This is a genomic window from Rickettsia aeschlimannii, assembly GCF_047973405.1.
Lineage (GTDB): Bacteria > Pseudomonadota > Alphaproteobacteria > Rickettsiales > Rickettsiaceae > Rickettsia > Rickettsia rickettsii.
Genome location: NZ_JBFQGO010000004.1, coordinates 40,913 through 63,093, shown reverse-complemented (window position 1 = coordinate 63,093; position 22,181 = coordinate 40,913). Strand labels below are relative to the sequence as shown.

The following is a 22,181-nucleotide window of genomic DNA, read 5'->3' as shown; positions in this document are numbered from 1 at the left end:
ATCCAACTCTTCAGGTAACCTCATAATATTATTGAGAAAGCTTAGTAACCTTGTTTTATCCGCAAACAATTTTTTAAATGCTACATCATTTGTTGGGTCTAAGTATCTTTGCATAGTTATATTATACTTACTGACAAGCTAAGCATTCTTCGTAGTTACCGGCTTCTGCTAACTTATCGTTTTGTTCCTCTAAATCTTTAAAATCGGCCTTTAATACGTCATGCGAGACCTTATCGGCTCGCTGTATTGATGTCGATCTACAGTAATATAAACTTTTTACTCCTTTTTTCCAGGCTTTAAAATGAATATTATTTAAATATTTCTTACTAACATTCCCCGGTAAAAAGATGTTTAAAGATTGTGCTTGCGTAATGTAAGGAGTACGACCGCTTGCCAGTTCAATTAGCCAATTCTGATCAATTTCGTAAGCGGTTTTGAAAACCTGTTTTTCTTCTTCTGATAAAAATGTTAAGTGTTGTACTGATCCTTCATGTGTTGCGATCGAAGACCAAACTTGATCATTATTAAATCCTTTCTCCTCTAATAACTTTTCTAAATGTTTGTTACGCACGTTAAAAGAACCGGTCAAAGTCTTTTGTACAAAGCTATTAGCAGCAAACGGCTCTATTCCGGGTGAGGCATTACCTGCTATTACTGAAATTGAGGCGGTAGGTGCTATTGCAGTTTTATTGCTAAATCGCTCATTACTTCCTGCATCTAGAGCATCAGGACATGCTCCTTTTTCTGTACCGATTTCTATTGAGGCTTTATCAGCTTCAGCAGATATATATTCAAATATTTTTTTATTCCAAACTTTTGCCATAACCGATTCTATCGGTACTTTTTTCATTTGCAAAAATGAGTGGAAGCCCATTACGCCAAGTCCAACGCTTCGCTCACGTAAAGCCGAATATTTAGCTCTTGCCATAGTATCCGGTGCTTTATTAATAAAGTCTTCTAAAACATTATCAAGAAACAACATAATAGAATGGATAAATCCTTTATCATCTTTCCACTTTTCATAATACTCTAAATTTAAAGAGGAAAGGCAGCAAACAGCAGTTCTTGACTTTCCTAGATGGTCAATTCCCGTCGGCAATGTAATTTCGCTACAAAGATTAGACATTTTAACTTGAAGCCCTAATTTTTTATGATGCTCAGGGATAGATTTATTAACACTATCGATAAATAACAAGTAAGGCTCACCTGTTTCTATTCTAGTAGTTAATAACTTAACCCATAAATCTCTTGCTCTAACTTTATTTACGACTTTTTTGGTAGCAGGACTAACAAGGTCAAAATCCGTATTGTTTTCAACTGCTTTCATAAATTCATCGGTTATAGCTATACCGTGATGAATATTAAGAGCTTTACGGTTAACATCACCACCTGTCGGACGTCTTATATCGATAAATTCTTCAATTTCAGGGTGATTAATAGGCAAATATACAGCTGATGAACCTCGTCTAATAGAACCTTGCGAAATAGCAAGAGTCATAGAATCCATTACTTTAATAAACGGTATAATACCGGATGAATGACCTTTATCACGAATCCCTTCATTAATAGCACGAACATTACCCCAATAACTGCCAATCCCGCCACCACGTGCAGCAAGCCAAACATTTTCTGTCCATAAATTTACTATATCGTCTAAGCTATCATCGGTCTCATTCAAGAAGCATGAAATAGGAAGTCCCCTATCCGTTCCGCCGTTACTTAAGATTGGTGTTGCTGGCATAAACCACATTTTACTCATATATTCATATAACTTCTGAGCATGCTGTTTATTTTCAGCATAATAACTAGAAACTCTTGCAAATAAATCTTGAAAATCCTCACCTTCCATAAGATATCGATCTTGCAGAATAGCTTTACCGAAAGGAGTAAGTAAATTGTTATGGTTGTTGTTTATAGTTATTTGAAATTTATTTTTTTTAAGCGTGTTCATTATAGGTACTAATGGGGTTGTAGGCGGTATTTATAATGCTTATTTTGAAAAAATGACACCATATTCAGTGCATAGAATCTTCACCTAAGTAGACACGATAATAATAATTTATTCAATATAAATATTTATTTTTTTTTAGATTTTTGACTTGACACAAATCACTCTTGATTACTACGTAGAATAGTTTTTACAAATATTATGCTTTATAATATCCTGGCTCTCTATCTGAAAAAGCTACTTCAATCATTTTAGAAGGAGCTAATGTATGATCACAGTAAAGAAATTTATCAGAAAGTTCACTATAAATTTCTTCTAAATCATCGTGTTTCAGTCTATTTTCAAAGGTAAACTCTGCCTTTGTCATTTGCACTATATAACCGCGAGTTTTATGTGACGCAGTATAATCCCATTCTATTGTAAGTTTTTTCTCACCCTCTAATGGTATAGCACAGTTTATCCAGTTAAACGTTGGATCTTTTAATTCCGCTCTTATTTCTTCATTAGTAGCATTTACCCAATCTGTATCATCTGTACGCCCACCATTAAGAATATGCCCATCTAGTGGTAGGGGTTCCACTGCGACATCATTTCCAAAACGCTCATCACTCCCTTTCCCTGTTTCAAATTCGTTAAGTTCCTACTCTTCATCTATTAGCTTCTTATCTATACAAACTTTTCCTATTATGTAAAGCGGGAATATTATTCAACCATGTTTTGGAGTTGGTTGATTGTATTGTTCTTCATTTTTCATAAATTGTTTTTGATATTATAATAAAAATACAGCTTCATAATACCGGATAGCCTAGGCTGAAGAATTTTGATTTTAAAGATTTTTTATTATATAGCTATGGCTGGGGTTACGGTAATAGAAAGGTGCCGGCATCAGCAAGAGGTTGTGACGGCAGGTGTACATATACGGTATAGTTTTTTGTGACCGGTTCAAGACCTAGTGTATAGCTATCGGTAAATGTTACAGTACTACTAGTACCGTTACCGAGGATTTGAGTAAAACCGGCATCTTTATACAAATTATAATCCAGCTTACGTACCCCATTAATCATATTTCTTGGGTTATAAATATTAGCAGCTCCCGTACTCAAAGTTACGGTATAGCTAACAAGTAGTGATAATAAAGCACTACAAGTAACTGAAGTAGTAACGGCGGTTGTTCTAACGGCACCGACATTAAAACTACCGAAATTTATGGTTGGAACTGACGGATTACATGTTGCAAGTAATGTAATCATGTTGATTAATAATATTATTATTGATTTCTTGACATTGCTTAAAAAGAATTTATCATACTGTGGTCAAGACACGGTATGACAACGGAGTGTTTAGTCCACACAGGAGTAACAATAAAGTCTTCATTTGCATATTGCTTCGCCTAAATCAATTACAGGGTCATTTAAATCTCTATTAACCGGTACGCTAAAATGACAGCATTTATTATTCTCATCACAAATAGAACCGTTCAATACTTCAAGATCTTTAATATCATTAATATATATCTTACCGTCATAACCTACAAATATTTCTTCATCTAAACCTTCAATACTCACTGTACTATCAAATGGAATAAAATGTTTATTACTATCAAATACTGTCATTTTAATGCTTTTAATTATTTTAATATTAAAGTCTAATAATACCGCTGATTTTGTTTTTGGAGCAACTTTCAAAGCAATTTCTTCAAACTCTGTATTAAGAGGTAGATTTTCATCGTCCTAGTCTTATTTCGGAAGGAACATACGGTGTTAAGTTAGGTACAAGCATTTTACCTTTATCATCGGTATCACCTGTTAATAGATTATTATTATAAACTCCGACATTCTTTAATAAACTATTTAATCAAAGCAAGACCTCCGTTAATCGGTCTTGTCGCATAATAGCTTTTATCAATAGAGAAAATTCCTCCTTTGATATTAAACTGTTTTATTATTTCGGCATCATTTTTCTGCAAATAAACTCCAATATCATTATTTTTACCGTTACGGTGGTTAACTTGTACATTGTAATTTGTAGCTTTAGCTTTGATCAGGTTAGCATTATATCCCCATCCCATATTTAAAGTAATCGGCAAGGAAACACCAAGTTGCTTCGTATGATATTTATTTTGATATAAATCGGTCAATGAAATGCTTTTATTGGAATCTAAATTTAAGTTAAATGGTATATAGGCAAAATTATTTTTACGTTTGCTGTTTAAATCTGTACCTATAGTAAAACTTAAGAAACCTTTTTTAGTAATATTTCTTTGATAAGTTGATGATAATATATTTGAGTGTTTACCTTTTTGTATTGTGTTATTTACGACAAAAGACAAAAAATTAACACTTATATTGCCAAAATCGTTATACCGCAGCTAGCTGAAATCTGATAATTTAAACTTGAGAAAATTTTATCGAGATAGTTATATACCTCCTGATAATTACTATTATTCCAATCTAAATTACTATTAATATCAAAATATTCCGATTCATAAGTATAGCTGCAATTAATTCTTTGAGAGCGACCGAAATTTTTGATATTATTTGCAGCTGAAATGCCTATAATGCCAAAATTTCCGATTTTTAAATTATTAGTTACCCCTACTGCTCCATTATTTTTTAAAAATTCAAAATGTCTGCCACTTGTTAAATAATCATTCACACCAAGCATATAATTAGTATTTAGAACTAAATATTTATAAGCATTGCTATATAGTAAAATCTTGTCTTTGAAAACCTGCTTCGTAAGAGAAATTTGAAAGCCCGGGACGTAATAAACTCGGCGATGCGTAATAAGGAATAGTAATTGTCTGAACTTTACCGGTTATATCTTGCGTTTTAACTATTAAATCACCTCTACCGGTGATAACCGGAATATTGGCTATATCAAAATCCCCCATATGAGCTTTAGCATTATATATATGTATACTATTTGAAAATATCTCTATACTGCTTGGAAGTGCTGATTTCCCTTTAAAATCCCGTAACGGATAGGTAATTAAATTTGGTCTAACTGCAAAATTAGTAGCATACTGAAATCTAGTTGAATTAGACCAAGAAGACGCTTTAGTTATGCTATCCCCTACCCGCCAATTGGTCATCTTATCCACATTCTCATATGTCCAATTTGTGTCTAAACGTGTAAATTTATTTTGGTTTTTTGTGGTATTTGTGATTTTAGAAAAATTTGATTTAACGGCTTCAGTTTGAAATAAGAAACTATAACTATATACACCGTTTTCAGTGAAATAATTGAGTCCCTCTATTCCGGCTAAATAATTAATATCATCATTTGGACTAAGAGTCACATCATAGTTTAAATATACCCCACTAATAAGTTTAGTATCGACGTTCTTCATAGGAGCACCCAAAGCATCAAATGATTGAGGTTGCATTTTTTCTGCTGGAAAAGTAAGATTTAAATCTAAATTCTCAAAGTTTAAATCATATTTAGTACCCTCAAGCAAATCTAAATTAATATATGCAGTATCATGATAATTCACTAAACCCTGCTTAAGATAATCTTCTTGAACATCAAAATGTTCTATATCTTCAAGAGGAATTAAATAATGACCTTGAGCGTTTTGCACTATAGTCGACAATATATCGGCTTCGGTATAATTAACTTTTAACGAAACAATCAATTCACTCTCACCCGCAATTTTACTAGCGCTATTCTCAAATTCTACTGCTAGAGGTAATTGGGGTAATAACCCTAACTCTTTATCCTTATGTACGTTTGTATCTGCTGCGATTCAAGGCGAAGTATCACCAAGAGATTCAGAGATAACTCCATCTGCAAAACTCACCGGTATAAAAAAATAATACCTATAAAAACCGATATTATTGTATTTAAAAAGTACATTACTTCAATTTATTTAGTTTTAAAGATTTTTAACCTGATATTGTTATAGGTATACTATGCTGAACAACAAGATCTACGGTAGAGGTAATACTATTCTCTAACTTCACTCTACGAGGTAATTCTTTTATGAAAATTCTATAGTCTTTTGCCTTAGTAGAATAATTCTGTGTGTTTTTTAAAGCTACCCGTATCAATTGTATTTTACCGTCATGTAAGGTAAATGTTACCGGAGTTGCCACTAAATCTGTAGTTTCTTTATATTCTTCTACACCATCTCTATATGTACGCTTTAAAAGAATTAATTGAAACTTTTTAGGTGTATAATCATTATTTTGCACCGTCATAGTTGCTATTTTATTACCTTTGTTTATCTCTATATTGACAGGTACGATAGTGGCACTGGCAAAAGAATTAAAAGTCAAAAATATAGGATAGGATAGGTAGAAATCTTAAAAAATATTTCATAATATCAATATGCCACAGTTACTGTAATTGTATCATTTTATAGGTATCAGAAGGAACATTTGCTCCTTGAGGTATTTTGCCGTATATTGTGAGCGTTTGATCTAGTCCTGTTCCAATTACTCCAGTCACTTGATTGTGATTCCCCCAATTCTGCATTCTTCCTGCATTGGAGTAAAGATTATAAGGTAAATAATTAGTAGTGTTAACAAGACCAGTCATTTTACTGGTACTAGTTGTAGCAGCAGGTGCATGTACCGGCATTTAATGAAACAGTATAATTAGTACCTAAAGTACACTTTATTATAATTGTATTTGTTTGCAGAGCATCGACAGTTGAAACATACGTACCGAAAGCTAAAGGAGTAGCCGTAACTATACAAGACGGGAAACCGTCGCACTAACAAGGAAAAAAGCATTAGCGGAGGATGCAAAACTATTGCCCATACTTATAGTTAAGATAATAAAACCGATAATATTTCGTAGAATCTTAATTTTCATAATTTATAATAAAAATAATTAATTTCTATTATTAATCTTTTGCAAAGTTTAACGATTTTACAAGGCTAGTTTAAGAAATGGTTATATTTAAATATGAATTGATGATATCCCACAGAATTTGTTTTGGTTTTTCTTTAAATTTTGTTTTTTACATTAAAATTAAAATATAATGAATATAACCCCAATTAGCTATAAATAGAAATATAATTGACCACTTTATTTGACTATTATAGTATAATACTTTTATTTTTTGCAGGTTATAAAATGACTATTAAAATAGCAATCAGTCAATTTAAATCTCATTGCCTTGCAATAATAGAAAAATTACAAACAGATAAAGAATCTATTATGATTACCAAAAGAGATAAGGAAGTAGCACAAATATTACCTAATAAATACTAAAAAATCTCATTATTCGGTATGCTAAAAAACAAGGCTGAGATAAAAAGCGGATATATTAACTAGTAGAAGAAAAGTGGAATGCAGCACACCCTTTAAATGCATCTCGTCTAGTATAATATCCGACAATTTTTAAAAATCCCCCTGCGAAAGTGTTGGATTTCTATAAATATACTCACATAACCATTGATTATTTCCTCAATATCCAATAAAATCCTTTTTAAAATTTAAATATAAAAAGTATGTATAATACTGATGTTGTAATAATAGGTGCCGGTCCAGTTGGATTATTTGCAGTTTTTCAAGCAGGAATGCTTGGCATGAAATGTCATGTTATTGATGCACAAGAAGTTATCGGTGGTCAGTGTATTACCCTATATCCTGAAAAACCTATTTACGATATACCAGCATATCCTAAAATTGCAGCAGAAGAGCTAATAAAACAGTTAGAACTTCAAGCAGCTCCTTTTAACCCTATATATCATTTAAATCAGCAAGCTATAGAGCTAAATAAACAAGATGATTTTTTTGAAATTAAAACCTCAAAAAACACTCTTATTAAAAGCAAAGTTATTATTATTGCAGCAGGAGCAGGTTCATTCGGTCCAAACAAACCGCCCCTTGCGAATATTGAAGATTTTGAAAGCAAGTCGGTTTTTTATTTCATCAATGATAAAAGCAAATTTGCGGGTAAAAATATAGTTATAGCAGGCGGTGGGGATTCGGCTGTTGACTGGGCTATTTTTCTTTCAGATATTGCAAATAAAATATATTTAGTACATAGGCGGGATAAATTTACGGCAGCTCCTGAAAGCGTAAGGCAATTAAGGCATATTGCAGAAACCGATAAAATCGAGTTAGTAACCGGTTATCAATTAAATGCTTTAGATGGTAATAATGGTGAACTTCAATCGGTTATAGTTAAAGATTTACAAAATAATACTCGCAAATTGGATGCCAATATATTACTACCTTTTTTTGGTTTAAAACAAGATTTAGGCAGCTTAGCAAATTGGGGTTTAAGTGTTAAGCTTCACCATATTGAAGTAGACTCTTCCTATTATCAAACTAATATAGAAGGTATTTACGCCATTGGCGATATTGCTCATTATGGAGGTAAGCTTAAGCTGATTCTTACGGGTTTTGCTGAAGCGGCAAGCAGTCTTCATCATGCTTATAGTAGAGTATTTGACGGCAAGGCTCTACATTTTGAGTATTCTACTACCAAATACGGGGAAAAGAAGTAAGAGTGTTACTAAATAAAGAGATCGTCATTGCGAGCAACCGTAGAGAGCGTGACAATCTCATGAAACAATAACAAACTCCTGAGATTGCTTCGTCAATTACTTACGTAATTTCCTCGCAATGACGTTAAAACTGAATGGAGACAAAAATAAGAGTGAATAATATAATTGACGGTAAAGCATTAGCCAATGAGATACTAGCAGACTTAAAGCTAGAAATTCAAGAACTTATAAGCCAAACCAACGCTTCACCGAAGCTTGCTATAGTCCTAGTAGGCGATAATCCGGCAAGCATTATTTATGTAAGAAACAAAATAAAAAATGCACATGAAATAGGAATTTATACTTTATTAGTAAATCTATCTACTATTATTCATACTAATGATTTAATATCAAAAATCAATGAGTTAAACCTTGATAACGAGATTTCAGGAATTATAGTTCAGCTTCCTTTGCCAAGCTCCATAGATAAAAATAAAATTTTATCGGCAGTATCACCTTCTAAAGATATCGATGGTTTCCACCCTTTAAATGTCGGTTACTTACATAGCGGGATTAGTCAAGGCTTTATTCCCTGCACTGCTCTTGGTTGTCTTGCAGTTATAAAAAAATATGAACCTAATTTAACTGGTAAAAACGTTGTAATTATTGGACGCTCAAATATAGTAGGAAAACCTTTAAGTGCTTTACTGTTAAAAGAAAATTGCAGCGTTACTATTTGTCATTCTAAGACACACAATTTAAGCTCTATTACTTCTAAAGCCGATATTGTCGTTGCTGCAATAGGCTCACCTTTAAAATTAACTGCAGAATATTTTAATCCTAAATCTATAGTAATTGATGTGGGCATTAATAGAATTAGCGGCAATAAAATTATCGGTGATGTTGATTTTGAAAATGTTCAGTCTAAAGTAAAATATATTACTCCTGTCCCAGGCGGCATCGGACCGATGACTATTGCGTTTTTACTTAAAAATACGGTTAAGGCATTTAAGGATTCCTTATATACTCTTGATAAGTGAAAAGTAGATAAACGAGTATCTTATAAACATTTGCAAGTTCTACATAATTTCTTACATTATCTTGCATATATTCTAAATCTTGATCTGTTAAATATCTAACAAATTTTGCAGGGGATCCCATCCATAATTCTTGAGATTTAATTATCTTCTTTGGCGGGATAAGACTTCCTGCAGCAATAAAAGCATATTCTTCTATTACTGCATAATCCATTATCATAGCACTCATACCGATAAAAGTATTATTATGTATAGTACAGGCATGAATAAGAGAGAAATGACCGATAGTTATATTATCGCCTATTTCTACCGGTCCGTTAAATCTTGAAGTATGAATTACCGTCTTGTACGTTAGTATTATTTCCTATATTAAACCAAATGCCTGAATTACTACCTATTTCAACATCTCCTATTTAAGGAGCTGCTTTCGGCAATATATGCACTTTTATCGATTCTTGGCGTAACTCCTTTGTAAGGGATAATGAGCATTAATTATAATCTACCCAAGAAATATTACCATCTTTACGATAATAAACTATATTGATACGATCATTATTTATATTTTTAAATACTACTGCAGGTAAATCTTCTAAATCCATTTTCATTACCGCTTCTTTTACTGATAATTTTAATATTTCTACAGGCTTTTCAGCGATAATTGCCGGATTATCATTATCTTCGGCGTTAGAGGTTTCACTATCAGATTGCGGATTAATAATATATTTGGTACCTTCGTAAGCAATTTCTGATATTTTTACTTTACCCGCATGATGATTTTTGAATTTTGATTTATATTTTCTAAGCTGTTTTTCTAGTTTTGACATAGCTTTATCAAAAGCTACATATATATCGCTACAACTATCATTACTTTTGACTATATTATGTTTACCTGAACCATATTTTACTATAATATCACATTTAAAGTTAATTCCCTCTTTTGAAAAATGTATATCTATATTTATTATATCGGTAAAATATTTTTTAACGACTTGCGTAGCCCTTTCTTTTGAATATTCTTGTAAATTATTACCGATAGAAATATGTTGACCTGAAACTGAAATAATCATAAATAACCTTTATAATCTGAAATAATTAATATATAGGCGTTACTAAGTAACACACCTATACAATTAATTTATATTTAGAGTAATTTCAAGTTTTATTACAAATTAATTTATTTAAACTTTAGCTGTAGAGTTTAGGACGCTTATCCTTATTTTGTTGCGATTTAATTAGTTTTTTAGCAGTCTTTCTTACATAATTAGGCTCAATGCCAATTTCTAAGCAGGTAGCATTAAAATTTTCATTATTTTCAAAAAGCCATTTTTTAGCGTCATATTCTGCTTTTGTTGCCTCTTTCTTGATAGAAGTATTAGTTGCATCTATTATTGCCTGCATAATAATAGCACTTCTAAGAGCAATATCGGTATAGATTTAACCAATAGGTTTTTCTTTTTTAACAAAGTCCTTAAAAAGGATAATAATTTTCAAGGCTTCAACTAGTAATAACTAATTTGTATTAATAGAGATATCTAGTAATTATAATATTAGGAATAAGCTATAAAATCTAAACGTTAGGTTCTGTATATTTTTTGATAAAATACGATATTTTACTCTTGCAGAAATAGAAGAATTGTTATATACATTGTTATCTTTTATGATACTCATAATGATTTCAAGAATTGAATTTTATTTTGAGAGGTGAGCACCAGCAGCCTATACTTAATAGATGAGGATGCGAATCCTTGATAAAATGAAAGAGCAATTCTTAAAAGCAGAAGAGTATATAAGGGGGTGTAGCTCAGTTGGTTAGAGCATCTGCTTGTCACGCAGAAGGTCGCGGGTTCGAGTCCCGTCACTCTCGCCAAGCCCTTTCAGGGTTTCGGGATTTCCCGTCGTTTTCTAAAAAATCCATATGCTCCTTTTATTCGCCTTTTGTTTTAATTGTTATATTAAACTCTTTTAAATTCTGAATTTTAAATATTATAAAAAACTAACTTTGTATATTCCTTAAAGCAACCTCAACTCATTTATTTACACTTTTAGTTAAATTTCTATTATATTCTTAAAACTTATTATTATCTATAAGCTCATTTTTAACAAAATATCAAGAATTAATAAGAACTATACAGAAAGAAAATACCGCAAAAGCACAAAAATTAATTGCCACAATGGAGATATTACTGAATTAAGTAAAGGATATTTATATTGGCATGGCTATTTGCAGCATCCGTACCTATATTTTGAGTTACATTACCGTCACCTATAAAATTCAATGTACCGCCTACACCGCCGGTGCTAAGTACTGCTCCATTTGCTCCTACGCTACCTGTTACCGTTCCATCACCTGCAAATATTAACTTACCGCTTCCGTCTCCGGCAGTAGTTGTTACTGCTCCGGTTAGCGTAACCCCATCTGCTAAAGCTAAGATAGAGCCATTCTTATTTAAAGCTACGGGAGCAAATACATTAGCTGAGAACGTAATGGGGTTTGCTCCGATATTTACGAGTTTTAAGCTGCTGCCGTTAGCTCCAATCGTACCGTTAACATTACCGCTTTGTATTGTCAGTGTTCCTTGGTTATTTGCTATAGTTAGGTATTTTGTGATTGCTCCTATTCTCACTATTCCATATTCATCATTGCCAGATTTGTTTTAATTATTATATAAGGTAAATTGCCTATCATTTATGTTACTAGTATTCACTAAATCTAATTCTGAATTTGGTCCTTCAAATATTATCTTAGCACCGTTATTTAGCAAATTTACATTCCCATTTGCTGCATCTATTGTATATGTCATATTATCCGCTATTCTAATATCACCTATATCTCCGGCACTTGGGTCATTGATTGTTAAATTAGCATTTATTTGTATTTTTGCTTTTATAGCGTTTAATAATGCAACATTGATTGTATTTAAATTATTTATATTTCCGTTAAGTGTAGCATTCCCTATAAAATTTAATGTATCGTTTACTCCGTTAGCACCGTTTAGTTTATATTACCCGTAACCGTTATATCGTCATCTAAATTAAGTACGGACGTATTACTTTGTAAATTAATATTAGTAGCTTTTAATATTGTAGAATTAAGTGTTGTCGCCCCAAGTAAAACATTTACTGCGGCTAATGAGCCTATATTACCTATATCGCCTGTTATTATGTTACTACTACCAAGATCATGAGCTAGATTTAGTATCCCTTGACCGTCAACGTCGGTAGTATTATTTATATTACACGTTAACGTTGTTATATTACCGTCAAAAAGAGTAAATATAGAGTTATTGTTAGTAAGATTTATATTTGCAGCATTAATTGTAATATTACCTACTCCTGGCATATAAATCTGTACTTCCCCGTTTCCTACATTTATTCCGGAAAGAGAGTGAGTTAGACCTATGTAATTTGATATAGTACCCGTACCTGTAAATGTTATTGTACCGTTATTGCCAGCTACTGTATTATCTATCTGAGTTGTAATATTTAAACCGTTATTAATTTGTAAAGTAGAATTTTTACCGGCAAAATCTATATTACTAAATGTTTGATTACGACTCCGGTAATTATTGACATAACATTATTATTAATAAATTTAAGAGGACTGAAATTAGGAGTAAGACCTACTGTTGCACTAAGAGCGCCTATTGATGCATTTTGACTTACCTCAAACCCACCAAAAGCAGACAGTGCTATTAATGTATTTATCCCGTCAATAACAGTATTTGTTTTATCTTCTGATATTTTAATTCCAAGCCCTCCAACTGCTATTTGAATAATATTGCCGTTATTAAATACTCCTCCTACAAGACCGGCACCGGTACTCAAGCTTACGCCTTTCTGAACGACGCTGTACCAAAAAAATATTGTTACTTGGTAGTGTAGAAATTTAATTATGTATTTAGAATTAAGTTAAAGGAATTTCTCAATGAAAGTTGGAAAGCAGAAAGATAAACTAAGCTGTTTTGTCTTTTATTGTAGGCATGGATTTTACTACCTCGGATAAGCCGCTTTGAGTAGCTGCCCCAGTAGTAGCAGCATTACTGTGTCACCCTATGGGATCCATAAAAACAATAAAAATACTAAAATTATTAGTATTTTTAACTAGATCCTGTGACGACAGAGGTGAAATTGATCCACGCAACAATATAGTCAATTCAGCCCAATTTAGTGACAGGCGTAAGGAAGAAAGCCTATAAATAATAGGCGAGTTCAAGATAGTCAGGAATTAAGCAAGAAAAATCGCATTTTGATTGAAAAGTCAAAAAGAATTACTTTACTATAGCTTGCATTAATTTAATATATGATATTTTGACTATTAACAAATCTCTATTTATTTATCGGTGTTTCTACCAAAGCATGCTTAAGTACTTGATCAATATTTGATACAGATATAATTTCTAGGCTTTCTTTTATATTCGACGGCATATCTTTCAAATCTTTGACATTCTCTTCAGGAATCAACACGGTTTTAATACCTCCCCTACTTGCAGCAAGTAACTTCTCTTTAAGACCACCTATAGGTAAAACATTCCCTCTTAAAGTAATTTCACCGGTCATTGCTACAGTACGATGTACGGGTATTTTAGTCATCAACGAAACAATAGTCGTAAACAAAGCACAACCGGCAGACGGTCCATCTTTTGGAATAGCTCCGGCCGGTACGTGAATGTGAATATCAAAATCTTTATAATTGTCGTACCTTAATCCCAAATTTGTTGCTCTGCTTCTAAAACAACTATAGGCAGCCATTGCCGATTCTTTCATAACATCACCGAGCTTTCCGGTAGTCTTTATTTCACCTTTCCCTGGAAATGCTAAAGCCTCTATAGTTAAAAGCTCTCCGCCTACTTCAGTGTAAGCAAGTCCCGTGGTACTTCCTATTTGATCTTCTTTCTCGGCAAGCCCGAAATTATATTTCTTAACTCCTAAAAATTCTTCAAGATTATTACTATCTATGGTGATATGCTTAACACTTTTATCTGCTAAAATCTGCTTTAATGCTTTTCTAGTTAATGCCCCTATTTCACGCTCTAAAGCTCTTACACCTGATTCCTTGGTATAATATCTAATTAAATCCAAAATTGCCGTCTCGGATATAGTAATTTCATCTTTTTTGATTTTATGCATTTTAAATTGTTTTGGAACTAAATAATTTCTGGCAATTTGGAGCTTTGCTTCCTCTACATAACCGGAAATATATATTTTTTCCATTCTATCACTTAAAGCTCTAGGTACATCATAAGAGTTAGCAGTAGCAATAAATATTACATTTGATAGATCATATTCTACTTCTAGATAATGATCTACAAAGTGACTATTCTGCTCAGGGTCTAATACCTCAAGCAAAGCAGACGCCGGATCACCTCTAAAATCAGAACTCATTTTATCGATTTCATCAAGCAGCATTACAGGATTACTAGTCTTAACTTTCTTAAGTTGACCTAAAATTTTACCGGGCATTGATCCAAGGTAAGTTTTTCTATGCCCTCTGATTTCTGCTTCGTCTCTAACACCACCAAGCGCAAGTTTAGTATATTTTCTGCCCATTCCTTCGGCAATAGATTTTACAAGTGAAGTTTTACCGACCCCTGGCGGACCTATTAAACATAATATAGGTCCTCTAATTTTACTTGAACGCTGTAATACCGCTAAATATTCTATAATTCGTTCTTTAACTTTTTCAAGTCCAAAATGGTCACGATTTAAAATTTTCTCTGCTTGGTTAATATCTATTTTGCTATTATCATACTTACCCCAAGGCATGCTAAGCAATGTCTCAAGATAGTTACGCGTTACTCCCGACTCCGCTGACATCTGGTTCATGGTACGGAGTTTCTTAAGTTCAGCCTCAGCTTTTTCTTTTGCTTCTTTTGATAATTTTAAACTTTTAATTTTTTTCTCAATATCGGCAAGTTCTGATTTATCTTCATCAAGCTCTTTTTGAATAGCTTTCATTTGTTCGTGTAGATAATAATCACGCTGCGTTTTTTCGATTTGCTTTCTTACTCTTTGCTGCAATGCCTGCTCGGTTTCTGAATTTACTATATTGGAAGTAAGCGTACTAATAACCGTAGTGATACGCTTAAACGGACTAGTTTCTTCTAATAAATGCTGCTTTGCCTCAAGTGAAGTTATCAAATGTGAGGCTAATATATTTATAATATTTATGAAATTAGTGTTATTACTTATTGCTTTATTGATAGTTTCAATAATTTCTGCATTAACTTTCTTATCATTAATCGCATATTTACCAAATAGTTGTACTGCATTATCAACGAGTGAACGCATGTTATTAACGTCAAATATTTCTTCATCCGGAATAATTTCGTAATTTGCTTCAAAAGCTTCCTCGCCTTTGATATTGCTTAGCTTTACTCTTGCTACTGCTTCTATTAAGATTTTTGCCGTATTATTAGGCAGCTTCACTACTTGGATAATCTTGGCAAGTATAGCTGTGTTATAAAGTTCGTGTGTACTAGGGTTTTCTTGATCAAATTTTTTCTGTAAAGTTACTAAAATATATTTACTATTATCTTCCTCAGAAATGGTAGTATTAGAGAGTGCTTGCAGCGATTTTTGTCTACCCACAAAAATAGGAGCAATTACTCCCGGGAATACTACCATATCTCTCAGTGCCATTAACGGAAGGGATCTTTTATTCATCAATTAAACCTTTTAAAATTTCTAATTATTAACTATATAATATAGTATCAACCTGATTTCAAGCTACCATTAATTAATTATATTTATGAATTTATTATTACAACCTCCTCAAAATGTAGCAGCCGCACATCATAGAATAAAACAATATCTACATTTAACTCCGATCGTTCACTCTGAAAGCTTAAATGAGATGCTCGGTGGTCATGAGGTTTTTTTTAAGGTTGAATCATTACAAAAAACCGGTGCATTTAAAGTTAGAGGCGTATTAAATCATTTATTAGAATTAAAAGAGCAAGGAAAATTACCTGATAAAATAGTCGGTTATAGTACGGGTAACCACGGAATCGGTATTGCTTATGCGAGTAAATTATTCGGTATTAAAACAAGGATTTATTTACCGTTAAATACTTCAAAAGTAAAACAGCAAGCAGCTCTTTATTACGGCGGTGAAGTTATATATACATATACTCGACAAGAAGCGGAAGAAAAAGCAAAAGAAGATGAAAAGCAAGGATTTTACTATATGCATCCTTCTGATAGTGATTCTACAATAGCAGGAGCAGGCACGTTATGCTATGAAGCATTACAGCAGCTAGGTTTTAGTCCTGATGCTATTTTTGCCTCTTGCGGCGGCGGCGGCTTAATTTCCGGCGCATATCTTGCCAAGGAATTAATATCACCGACAAGCTTGTTAATAGGTTCAGAACCTTTAAATGCCAATGATGCTTATTTATCTGTTAAAGATAATAAAACATATAGATTTAACTATGCTCCGAATACTATTGCAGACGGTCTTAAAACCTTGAGTGTATCAGCTCGTACATTTGAATATCTGAAAAAACTTGATGATTTTTATTTAGCAGAAGAATATGAAATATATTACTGGACGGTGTGGCTTACTCATTTACTTAAAGTAATATGCGAACCGTCAAGTAGTATAAATATGGTTTCAGTGGTAAATTTTTTAAAAACACAATCCAAACCTCAAAAATTACTAGTACTAATCTCAGGCGGTAATATCGATCCTATTCTTTATAATGAATTATGGAAAGAGGAGTATTTAAGCATCTCACCTAAATCTTTATGTTCTGATGTCATTTCTGCGAAAGCAGCAATCTAGTAACCTTTAATGTCATACCGCAACTTGATCGCGGTATCTTAGGACTCAGCTGGTGATACAAGACCCCGTGGTCACGCCACGGGGTGACAATAAAAAATCTAGATTCCCGCTTTCGCGGGAATGACATAGAAGCAATGTAACAAAGCCTCCTCACAATGATGAAGTTATATTAAAATTTAACCATTTCTTCTTACTACTTCTTGATTTTTAGTAGAAGTATTAGGAGTGATTTGCGGAGGTTTTATATTAGAACTTCTTAGTTTTATTGAATCTTCAAATATGGTTTTATCAAATGCTATTGGATTGATTTTTCTGAGTTCCGCTAAATTAAAATTATTAACTTGTTGCGGTTGAACTATAATAGGCTCACCCGTAACAGGAATTAAATTTTTAAATTCAGGATTAGTTGCTACTTTATCTTTATTTTCATTTAAAAATTTTGTTAGACCTGCAGTAATTTCAGGATTTGTTAAAGCGTTTGAAAAGATTCTATCATTAATTGTCTTCACTACATATCCATCACTCAGAGTAATATATTTATCTACAACTTTTCCTAATCTTTCTTCCAAATAGTTTCTACCTGTAAATATCTGCTTAAATTTTTCCCATAAAGAAGTACCTCTATCATTAATATCTTTTAATTCAGTGGCTATTTTAGTACTATTCTCAGTTAGATAAGTAGGATCTAACTTATTTAATTCTCTTATTATTTCAGGATTCTTTATGCCTGATGAGTTAGTAAGTATAATAGTTTGTTCTAATTGCTTACTAATTTTATGATTTTTTTCTAATCTATTACTAATCTTCTGCACCGTATAAGTGGCTGCCTTTTGTAATTCCTTAAATTCCACTTGAGATAATTGATTTACTCTTTGGATAAACTGCTTACTATCTTCATTAAATGTCTGGTTTTTATCTCCTTGAATAATAAATTTTTCATATTTCTCAAGTTTATCTGGCGTGTTTTTAGGATCTTGTCTTAAGATTTCTATAGCGTGATCTTTTACAGCCTGTGCATATTGCTCTTTAGGTATAGACTTTCCGCTTACGGCTATTAATGCTTCTTTAGTTGCTCTTATAGGATTGGCAAAGATTTCTTCTTCATCTTCTATACCCATCAATGATAATTCATCAAAAGGTCCTCCTTTATTTAGAGGAAGTACAAAACCCTTAAGTGCTGCTTCAGCCCTTGCGACATCAAACTTTAGCTTATCTGCTGCACTAGGTATTAGTTTTGTATCTTGTCCTAAATTGATATGCAAGTTATCTACTAATTTTTGTATATCTTTATTTTCTACAACTTCACTAATAATTTTACTGGCAAGTACTTCAAGCGTACTAGTGATATATTCTTCAGATTGTAAATATTGTTGAATAGGATCAGAAGTAACAATATTTTTATTCAAAGTATCTAATCTACTATCTACGTTTTTTATATCAACTATTTTATCTTTTACTACGGCTAATATCTCAGTCACTTCATCGTTTTTTTTAATAGTATCACCTATATTAGTTATAATCTCTGCCATATAATACTCATTATTAAGTTATTTGATATAATGAACCAAAATTATCAAACTTTTTAAAAATTCGCAACTATATTATCATAAATCACTACTTACTATGCCCTGACTGTTGCCCACTCTCTCTACTTTTATTAAGGTTTTCAACATGAGATATAGGGGTTGTGATATAGAAGACTTATAGCCTTGGGTATTGTTTTATTTTGCTTTACAATATTTGGTGCTTGTTTTTCTCTTTGTAGTTCTTCCGACAAATTTTTCGTTTCTATATGTAGACTAACTATTACTTTTTTCAAATTTAGCAAATGCTTTATCTATATTTTTTTGAGCATAATCTGTACCAGTAAAAACTGTTACTATTCTTTGTTATAGCTTAGGTTTGGTTACTCTTTGTAATTCTAATGCTATACTTTCTCCCCATCCGTGTTCCGTTAAATATCCAGGATTTAACTCTGCTAATACTCTTTTTTAGTACCATTAACAAGTGCAGGATTGCTGCTCTCAAGTAATGGGGCAAAATTCTTGATAATTTCTTTACCTTGCGCTATCATTTTTTCAGGCGGTAGTTTACTTATCGCTGGTAATAAAGTTTTAATTATATTAGGCTCATTTACTCCTAACTTATTAATAGACGATAAAGCTTTTGCTTCTTTTTCATTTGTTTGAAAAGTAATTTTAAAAAATTCAGCTATCTTTAATGCTACTTGTGTTAATGCTGCTACTTGTTTTTAATCATTAATTTGCTCTTGTTTATCAAGTTTAGGGGTAGTATTTTTAGTAAGAAATTTTCTGTAGTTACCTAATGTTGTTTCTGAAACATTTTCTTTAAGGTTATCTAATGTTTTATCTATTAATTTCTCTCTATATTGTCCTTTAGATATTTTTTGGTTAGCTAATTCTAACATAGCTTTTTCTAATAGTTTTTAATACCCATCACTTCATCTTCGCTTAAGCCATTACGTTTTTCGTTGTTCATCTGCTCTACTTGAGACTTACTTAAATCTATGGCAAAACCTTTTAAAGCAGCTACATTTTTAGCATTTGCAACACTATATTTTCCTTTTTCCTCTTCCGACGAAATTAATTTAGTTACTTCATCATGAGTGTTATATATAGTGTCAGTTAAAGATTGAACTACATCATTTGGTAAATAATTAGTACTAAAAGGAGCAAACTGCGATTCTATTGCAGTAAAAATATTTTGTCTAGTAGCGGCAACATAGTTAAGAGGAGCAGAAGTATCTTTAAAAAATTTAATTTGAGTATTAAATTTACTATCAATACTACTTAATATTGTCTAAAAATTTATTATATAATTCTTCTGTACTTATGGGGCCTGACGATTTCCTTCAGGTTTATTAGCATCTTTAGCCATATCACTTCCTCTATTAATTATTATTAATTAAATTAAAGAATGCAAACCAATTTAAAATTTATGAATGAAAATTAATTAAAACTTATAAAAAGAATTGTATTTTTTCATAGAAGAGGTCCTGATCGTAATTTCATCAGGAATTTCGGTTATGAACCTTGAAGGGTAAGAACGGACTATTTCATAAAATATTTTTCTGCTTTCAGCATGAGTAATGTAGAGGTCTTTTTTGGCTCTCGTAATGCCGACATAAGCAATGCGGCGCTCTTCTTCTAAGCCTTTTTCGCCATCTTCGTCTAGAGATCTTTGAGACGGAAATACACCCTCTTCCCAGCCCGGTAAAAATACCACGTCAAACTCAAGCCCTTTAGCTGCGTGTAGGGTCATTATAGTAACAGAGCCACCGTAATTGGTCTCAAGCACTTCATTTTCCATAACTAAGCTTGAATGTTCGATAAAATCATGAACATCGTTAAATTCAGCAATAGCTCTAAGCATTTCATTAATATTTTCGATTCTACCGAATGCTTCTTCGGTTTTTTCTTCTTGAAGCATTTCAAGATAACCGGAATCATCAAGTATTGCTTTAACTACGTTTATTGGAACATCTATACTAAATCTTTCGTACCAATTATCGATTTTAGTAACCAAATCTTTTAGAGTTTCATATGATTTTGCTTTAATCTCACCTATTTCTAGCATTTCTTTAATGGCTGCAAAATTAGAAATATTTCGCTCAAGTGCATAGACTCTAATTTTATTTAAGCTAGCTGCACCTATTGCCCTTTTCGGCACATTTATAATACGCTCAAGTGCTAGATTGTCATTTTGATTCAAAGATATACGGATATAAGCAAGCACGTCTCTTATTTCCATACGTTCATAGAACCGCAAACCGCCTATAATTTTATAAGGCATAGCACTATTTATAAACGCTTCCTCAAAACTTCTTGTTTGAAATCCGGCTCGTACTAATATTGCAATATTGCCGGCATTATACTGATCTTCTCGCACTAACTTATCTATTTCACCGGCTATATATCTTGCTTCTTCTTTATCACTCCAACAAGAGATAATTTTTATCTTTTCACCGCTTTCCCTATCCGTCCATAACGTTTTACCGTGACGGTTTTTATTATTATTGATAACATTGGAAGCAGCAGCAAGTATTGGCAAAGTTGATCTATAATTCTGCTCTAATTTAATAATTGTTGCACCTGCAAAATCTTTTTCAAAACGTAATATATTCCCGACTTCTGCTCCTCGCCAACCATAAATAGATTGATCATCATCCCCTACACAGCAAATATTTTTATATAAACTTGCGAGCATTCTTGCCCATAAATACTGGACAACGTTAGTGTCTTGATATTCATCGATTAAAATATATCGATATTTTTCTTGGTAATATCTTAGTATTTGAGGGTTTTTAATAAAAAGCTCATTATTATAAAGTAGCAAATCTCCAAAATCTAAAACATTAGAAATAAGTAAATTTTTCTGATATTCTTCGTATACAAGTTTTGCAACCCTCTGCAGCGGTAAATTAGTATCTGATACTGATAGTTTAGTTGGTAATAATCCTTGATCTTTCCATCTAGAAATTATGATATGTATTAATTTAGGAGCATATTTTTTAGTATCAATATCTTTTAGCTTTACTATATCTTTCACTAGTTTTAATTGATCATCATGACTAATAATAGTAAATCTATTATTTAAACCAAGATTTAAATGCTCAATCTGGTCACGTAATATCCTAGCTGCCATTGAGTGGAAAGTGCCTATATTAAGACCATAGCAATTAATTAGACTATTAACTCTTTCAGCCATTTCTTTAGCAGCTTTATTAGTAAAAGTAACGGCTAGAATATTTTGAGGTGAGGCTAAATTCTGGTGAATAATATTAGCTATTCTTGAGGTAAGTACCTTTGTTTTACCTGTCCCTGCACCTGCAAGCAATAAAAGCGGTCCTTCAGTGTGAAGAACTGCTTTTTGTTGCTCTGGATTTAATGTATGTATGAAATCTTGATTTTGCATTTGTTTTAAGGATGTTGTGCTATGGCTCTACT

20 protein-coding genes, 1 tRNA gene and 5 pseudogenes are annotated in these 22,181 nt (G+C 32.3%); 6 read left to right on the top strand and 20 right to left on the bottom strand.

Going from position 1 to position 22,181, the window contains the following annotated elements; genetic code table 11:
• Positions 1-127: 127 nt before the first annotated feature.
• The 9 genes and pseudogenes from AB4K15_RS03855 to AB4K15_RS03815 all read right to left on the bottom strand — a co-directional run bounded on the left by AB4K15_RS03855 (position 128) and on the right by AB4K15_RS03815 (position 6,769).
• Positions 128-1,951, bottom strand: a complete 1,824-nt coding sequence (locus tag AB4K15_RS03855) for a ribonucleoside-diphosphate reductase subunit alpha (protein ID WP_032074219.1) — start codon at positions 1,949-1,951, stop codon at positions 128-130.
• A gap of 205 nt (positions 1,952-2,156) precedes the next feature.
• Positions 2,157-2,528, bottom strand: a pseudogene (locus tag AB4K15_RS03850) (lytic polysaccharide monooxygenase); the annotation flags it as partial.
• Between the two features lie 208 nt (positions 2,529-2,736).
• Positions 2,737-3,195, bottom strand: a pseudogene (locus tag AB4K15_RS03845) (spore coat protein U domain-containing protein).
• A gap of 123 nt (positions 3,196-3,318) precedes the next feature.
• The gene (locus tag AB4K15_RS03840; RefSeq protein WP_500225699.1) at positions 3,319-3,561 is read right to left on the bottom strand and encodes a hypothetical protein; all 243 of its coding nucleotides are present in this window, start codon (positions 3,559-3,561) and stop codon (positions 3,319-3,321) included.
• Positions 3,562-3,794: 233 nt separating this feature from the next.
• Entirely contained in the window at positions 3,795-4,277 is a 483-nt protein-coding gene (locus AB4K15_RS03835; protein WP_500224653.1) for a hypothetical protein, read from the bottom strand.
• A gap of 11 nt (positions 4,278-4,288) precedes the next feature.
• Positions 4,289-4,612, bottom strand: a complete 324-nt coding sequence (locus AB4K15_RS03830; RefSeq protein ID WP_500224655.1) for a hypothetical protein — start codon at positions 4,610-4,612, stop codon at positions 4,289-4,291.
• A gap of 37 nt (positions 4,613-4,649) precedes the next feature.
• Positions 4,650-5,585: a fimbria/pilus outer membrane usher protein gene (locus AB4K15_RS03825; protein ID WP_500224657.1), complete on the bottom strand. Its 936-nt coding sequence runs from the start codon at positions 5,583-5,585 to the stop codon at positions 4,650-4,652.
• A gap of 250 nt (positions 5,586-5,835) precedes the next feature.
• Complete coding sequence (locus AB4K15_RS03820; protein ID WP_032074305.1) at positions 5,836-6,150, bottom strand: fimbrial biogenesis chaperone; 315 nt, start codon at positions 6,148-6,150, stop codon at positions 5,836-5,838.
• Positions 6,151-6,275: 125 nt separating this feature from the next.
• Positions 6,276-6,769 (bottom strand): annotated as a pseudogene (locus AB4K15_RS03815) (Csu type fimbrial protein).
• Between the two features lie 264 nt (positions 6,770-7,033).
• Here AB4K15_RS03815 and AB4K15_RS03810 point away from each other — a divergent pair.
• The 3 genes from AB4K15_RS03810 (at position 7,034) to folD (ending at position 9,434) form a co-directional block, all read left to right on the top strand.
• Complete coding sequence (locus AB4K15_RS03810; RefSeq protein WP_500224659.1) at positions 7,034-7,171, top strand: hypothetical protein; 138 nt, start codon at positions 7,034-7,036, stop codon at positions 7,169-7,171.
• A gap of 239 nt (positions 7,172-7,410) precedes the next feature.
• Positions 7,411-8,415: an NAD(P)/FAD-dependent oxidoreductase gene (locus AB4K15_RS03805; protein ID WP_032074217.1), complete on the top strand. Its 1,005-nt coding sequence runs from the start codon at positions 7,411-7,413 to the stop codon at positions 8,413-8,415.
• A 152-nt stretch (positions 8,416-8,567) separates the two neighbouring features.
• Positions 8,568-9,434: a bifunctional methylenetetrahydrofolate dehydrogenase/methenyltetrahydrofolate cyclohydrolase FolD gene (gene folD, locus AB4K15_RS03800; protein WP_032074304.1), complete on the top strand. Its 867-nt coding sequence runs from the start codon at positions 8,568-8,570 to the stop codon at positions 9,432-9,434.
• Here the strand turns inward: folD and AB4K15_RS03795 are convergent.
• The 3 genes and pseudogenes from AB4K15_RS03795 to AB4K15_RS03785 all read right to left on the bottom strand — a co-directional run.
• Positions 9,403-9,920 (bottom strand): annotated as a pseudogene (locus tag AB4K15_RS03795) (gamma carbonic anhydrase family protein). The gene folD and the pseudogene AB4K15_RS03795 sit on opposite strands and share 32 nt — an antisense overlap.
• Positions 9,920-10,498, bottom strand: coding sequence for a ribosome hibernation-promoting factor, HPF/YfiA family (gene hpf, locus AB4K15_RS03790; RefSeq protein ID WP_014408613.1), 579 nt, complete (start codon positions 10,496-10,498; stop codon positions 9,920-9,922). The pseudogene AB4K15_RS03795 and the gene hpf overlap by 1 nt, the downstream one beginning before the upstream one ends.
• A gap of 118 nt (positions 10,499-10,616) precedes the next feature.
• Positions 10,617-10,856, bottom strand: a pseudogene (locus AB4K15_RS03785) (hypothetical protein); the annotation flags it as partial.
• Between the two features lie 365 nt (positions 10,857-11,221).
• On the opposite strand from AB4K15_RS03785, the gene AB4K15_RS03780 reads away from it, so the two are divergent.
• Positions 11,222-11,298, top strand: a tRNA-Asp gene (locus AB4K15_RS03780).
• Between the two features lie 313 nt (positions 11,299-11,611).
• On the opposite strand, the gene AB4K15_RS03775 is transcribed toward AB4K15_RS03780, so the two are convergent.
• From AB4K15_RS03775 to lon, 5 genes are all read right to left on the bottom strand, one after another.
• Complete coding sequence (locus tag AB4K15_RS03775; RefSeq protein ID WP_500225696.1) at positions 11,612-12,055, bottom strand: hypothetical protein; 444 nt, start codon at positions 12,053-12,055, stop codon at positions 11,612-11,614.
• A gap of 30 nt (positions 12,056-12,085) precedes the next feature.
• Entirely contained in the window at positions 12,086-12,232 is a 147-nt protein-coding gene (locus tag AB4K15_RS03770) for a hypothetical protein (protein WP_500224667.1), read from the bottom strand.
• A 191-nt stretch (positions 12,233-12,423) separates the two neighbouring features.
• Positions 12,424-12,771, bottom strand: coding sequence for a hypothetical protein (locus tag AB4K15_RS03765; RefSeq protein WP_500224669.1), 348 nt, complete (start codon positions 12,769-12,771; stop codon positions 12,424-12,426).
• 188 nt (positions 12,772-12,959) lie between these two features.
• The gene (locus tag AB4K15_RS03760; protein WP_500224671.1) at positions 12,960-13,256 is read right to left on the bottom strand and encodes a hypothetical protein; all 297 of its coding nucleotides are present in this window, start codon (positions 13,254-13,256) and stop codon (positions 12,960-12,962) included.
• A 501-nt stretch (positions 13,257-13,757) separates the two neighbouring features.
• Entirely contained in the window at positions 13,758-16,094 is a 2,337-nt protein-coding gene (gene lon, locus AB4K15_RS03755) for an endopeptidase La (RefSeq protein ID WP_500224673.1), read from the bottom strand.
• Between the two features lie 85 nt (positions 16,095-16,179).
• Here lon and AB4K15_RS03750 point away from each other — a divergent pair, with 85 nt between their 5' ends.
• Positions 16,180-17,214, top strand: coding sequence for a serine/threonine dehydratase (locus tag AB4K15_RS03750; RefSeq protein ID WP_032074215.1), 1,035 nt, complete (start codon positions 16,180-16,182; stop codon positions 17,212-17,214).
• Between the two features lie 176 nt (positions 17,215-17,390).
• Here the strand turns inward: AB4K15_RS03750 and AB4K15_RS03745 are convergent, their stop codons facing one another.
• Complete coding sequence (locus AB4K15_RS03745) at positions 17,391-18,743, bottom strand: hypothetical protein (RefSeq protein ID WP_032074214.1); 1,353 nt, start codon at positions 18,741-18,743, stop codon at positions 17,391-17,393.
• Between the two features lie 516 nt (positions 18,744-19,259).
• Here AB4K15_RS03745 and AB4K15_RS03740 point away from each other — a divergent pair.
• Positions 19,260-19,403, top strand: coding sequence for a hypothetical protein (locus AB4K15_RS03740; RefSeq protein ID WP_500224677.1), 144 nt, complete (start codon positions 19,260-19,262; stop codon positions 19,401-19,403).
• A gap of 62 nt (positions 19,404-19,465) precedes the next feature.
• On the opposite strand, the gene AB4K15_RS03735 is transcribed toward AB4K15_RS03740, so the two are convergent.
• Together AB4K15_RS03735 and pcrA are read right to left on the bottom strand one after the other, a co-directional pair.
• Entirely contained in the window at positions 19,466-19,642 is a 177-nt protein-coding gene (locus tag AB4K15_RS03735) for a hypothetical protein (RefSeq protein ID WP_500224679.1), read from the bottom strand.
• Between the two features lie 545 nt (positions 19,643-20,187).
• Positions 20,188-22,149, bottom strand: a complete 1,962-nt coding sequence (gene pcrA / locus AB4K15_RS03730; RefSeq protein ID WP_032074213.1) for a DNA helicase PcrA — start codon at positions 22,147-22,149, stop codon at positions 20,188-20,190.
• Positions 22,150-22,181 lie beyond the last annotated feature (32 nt).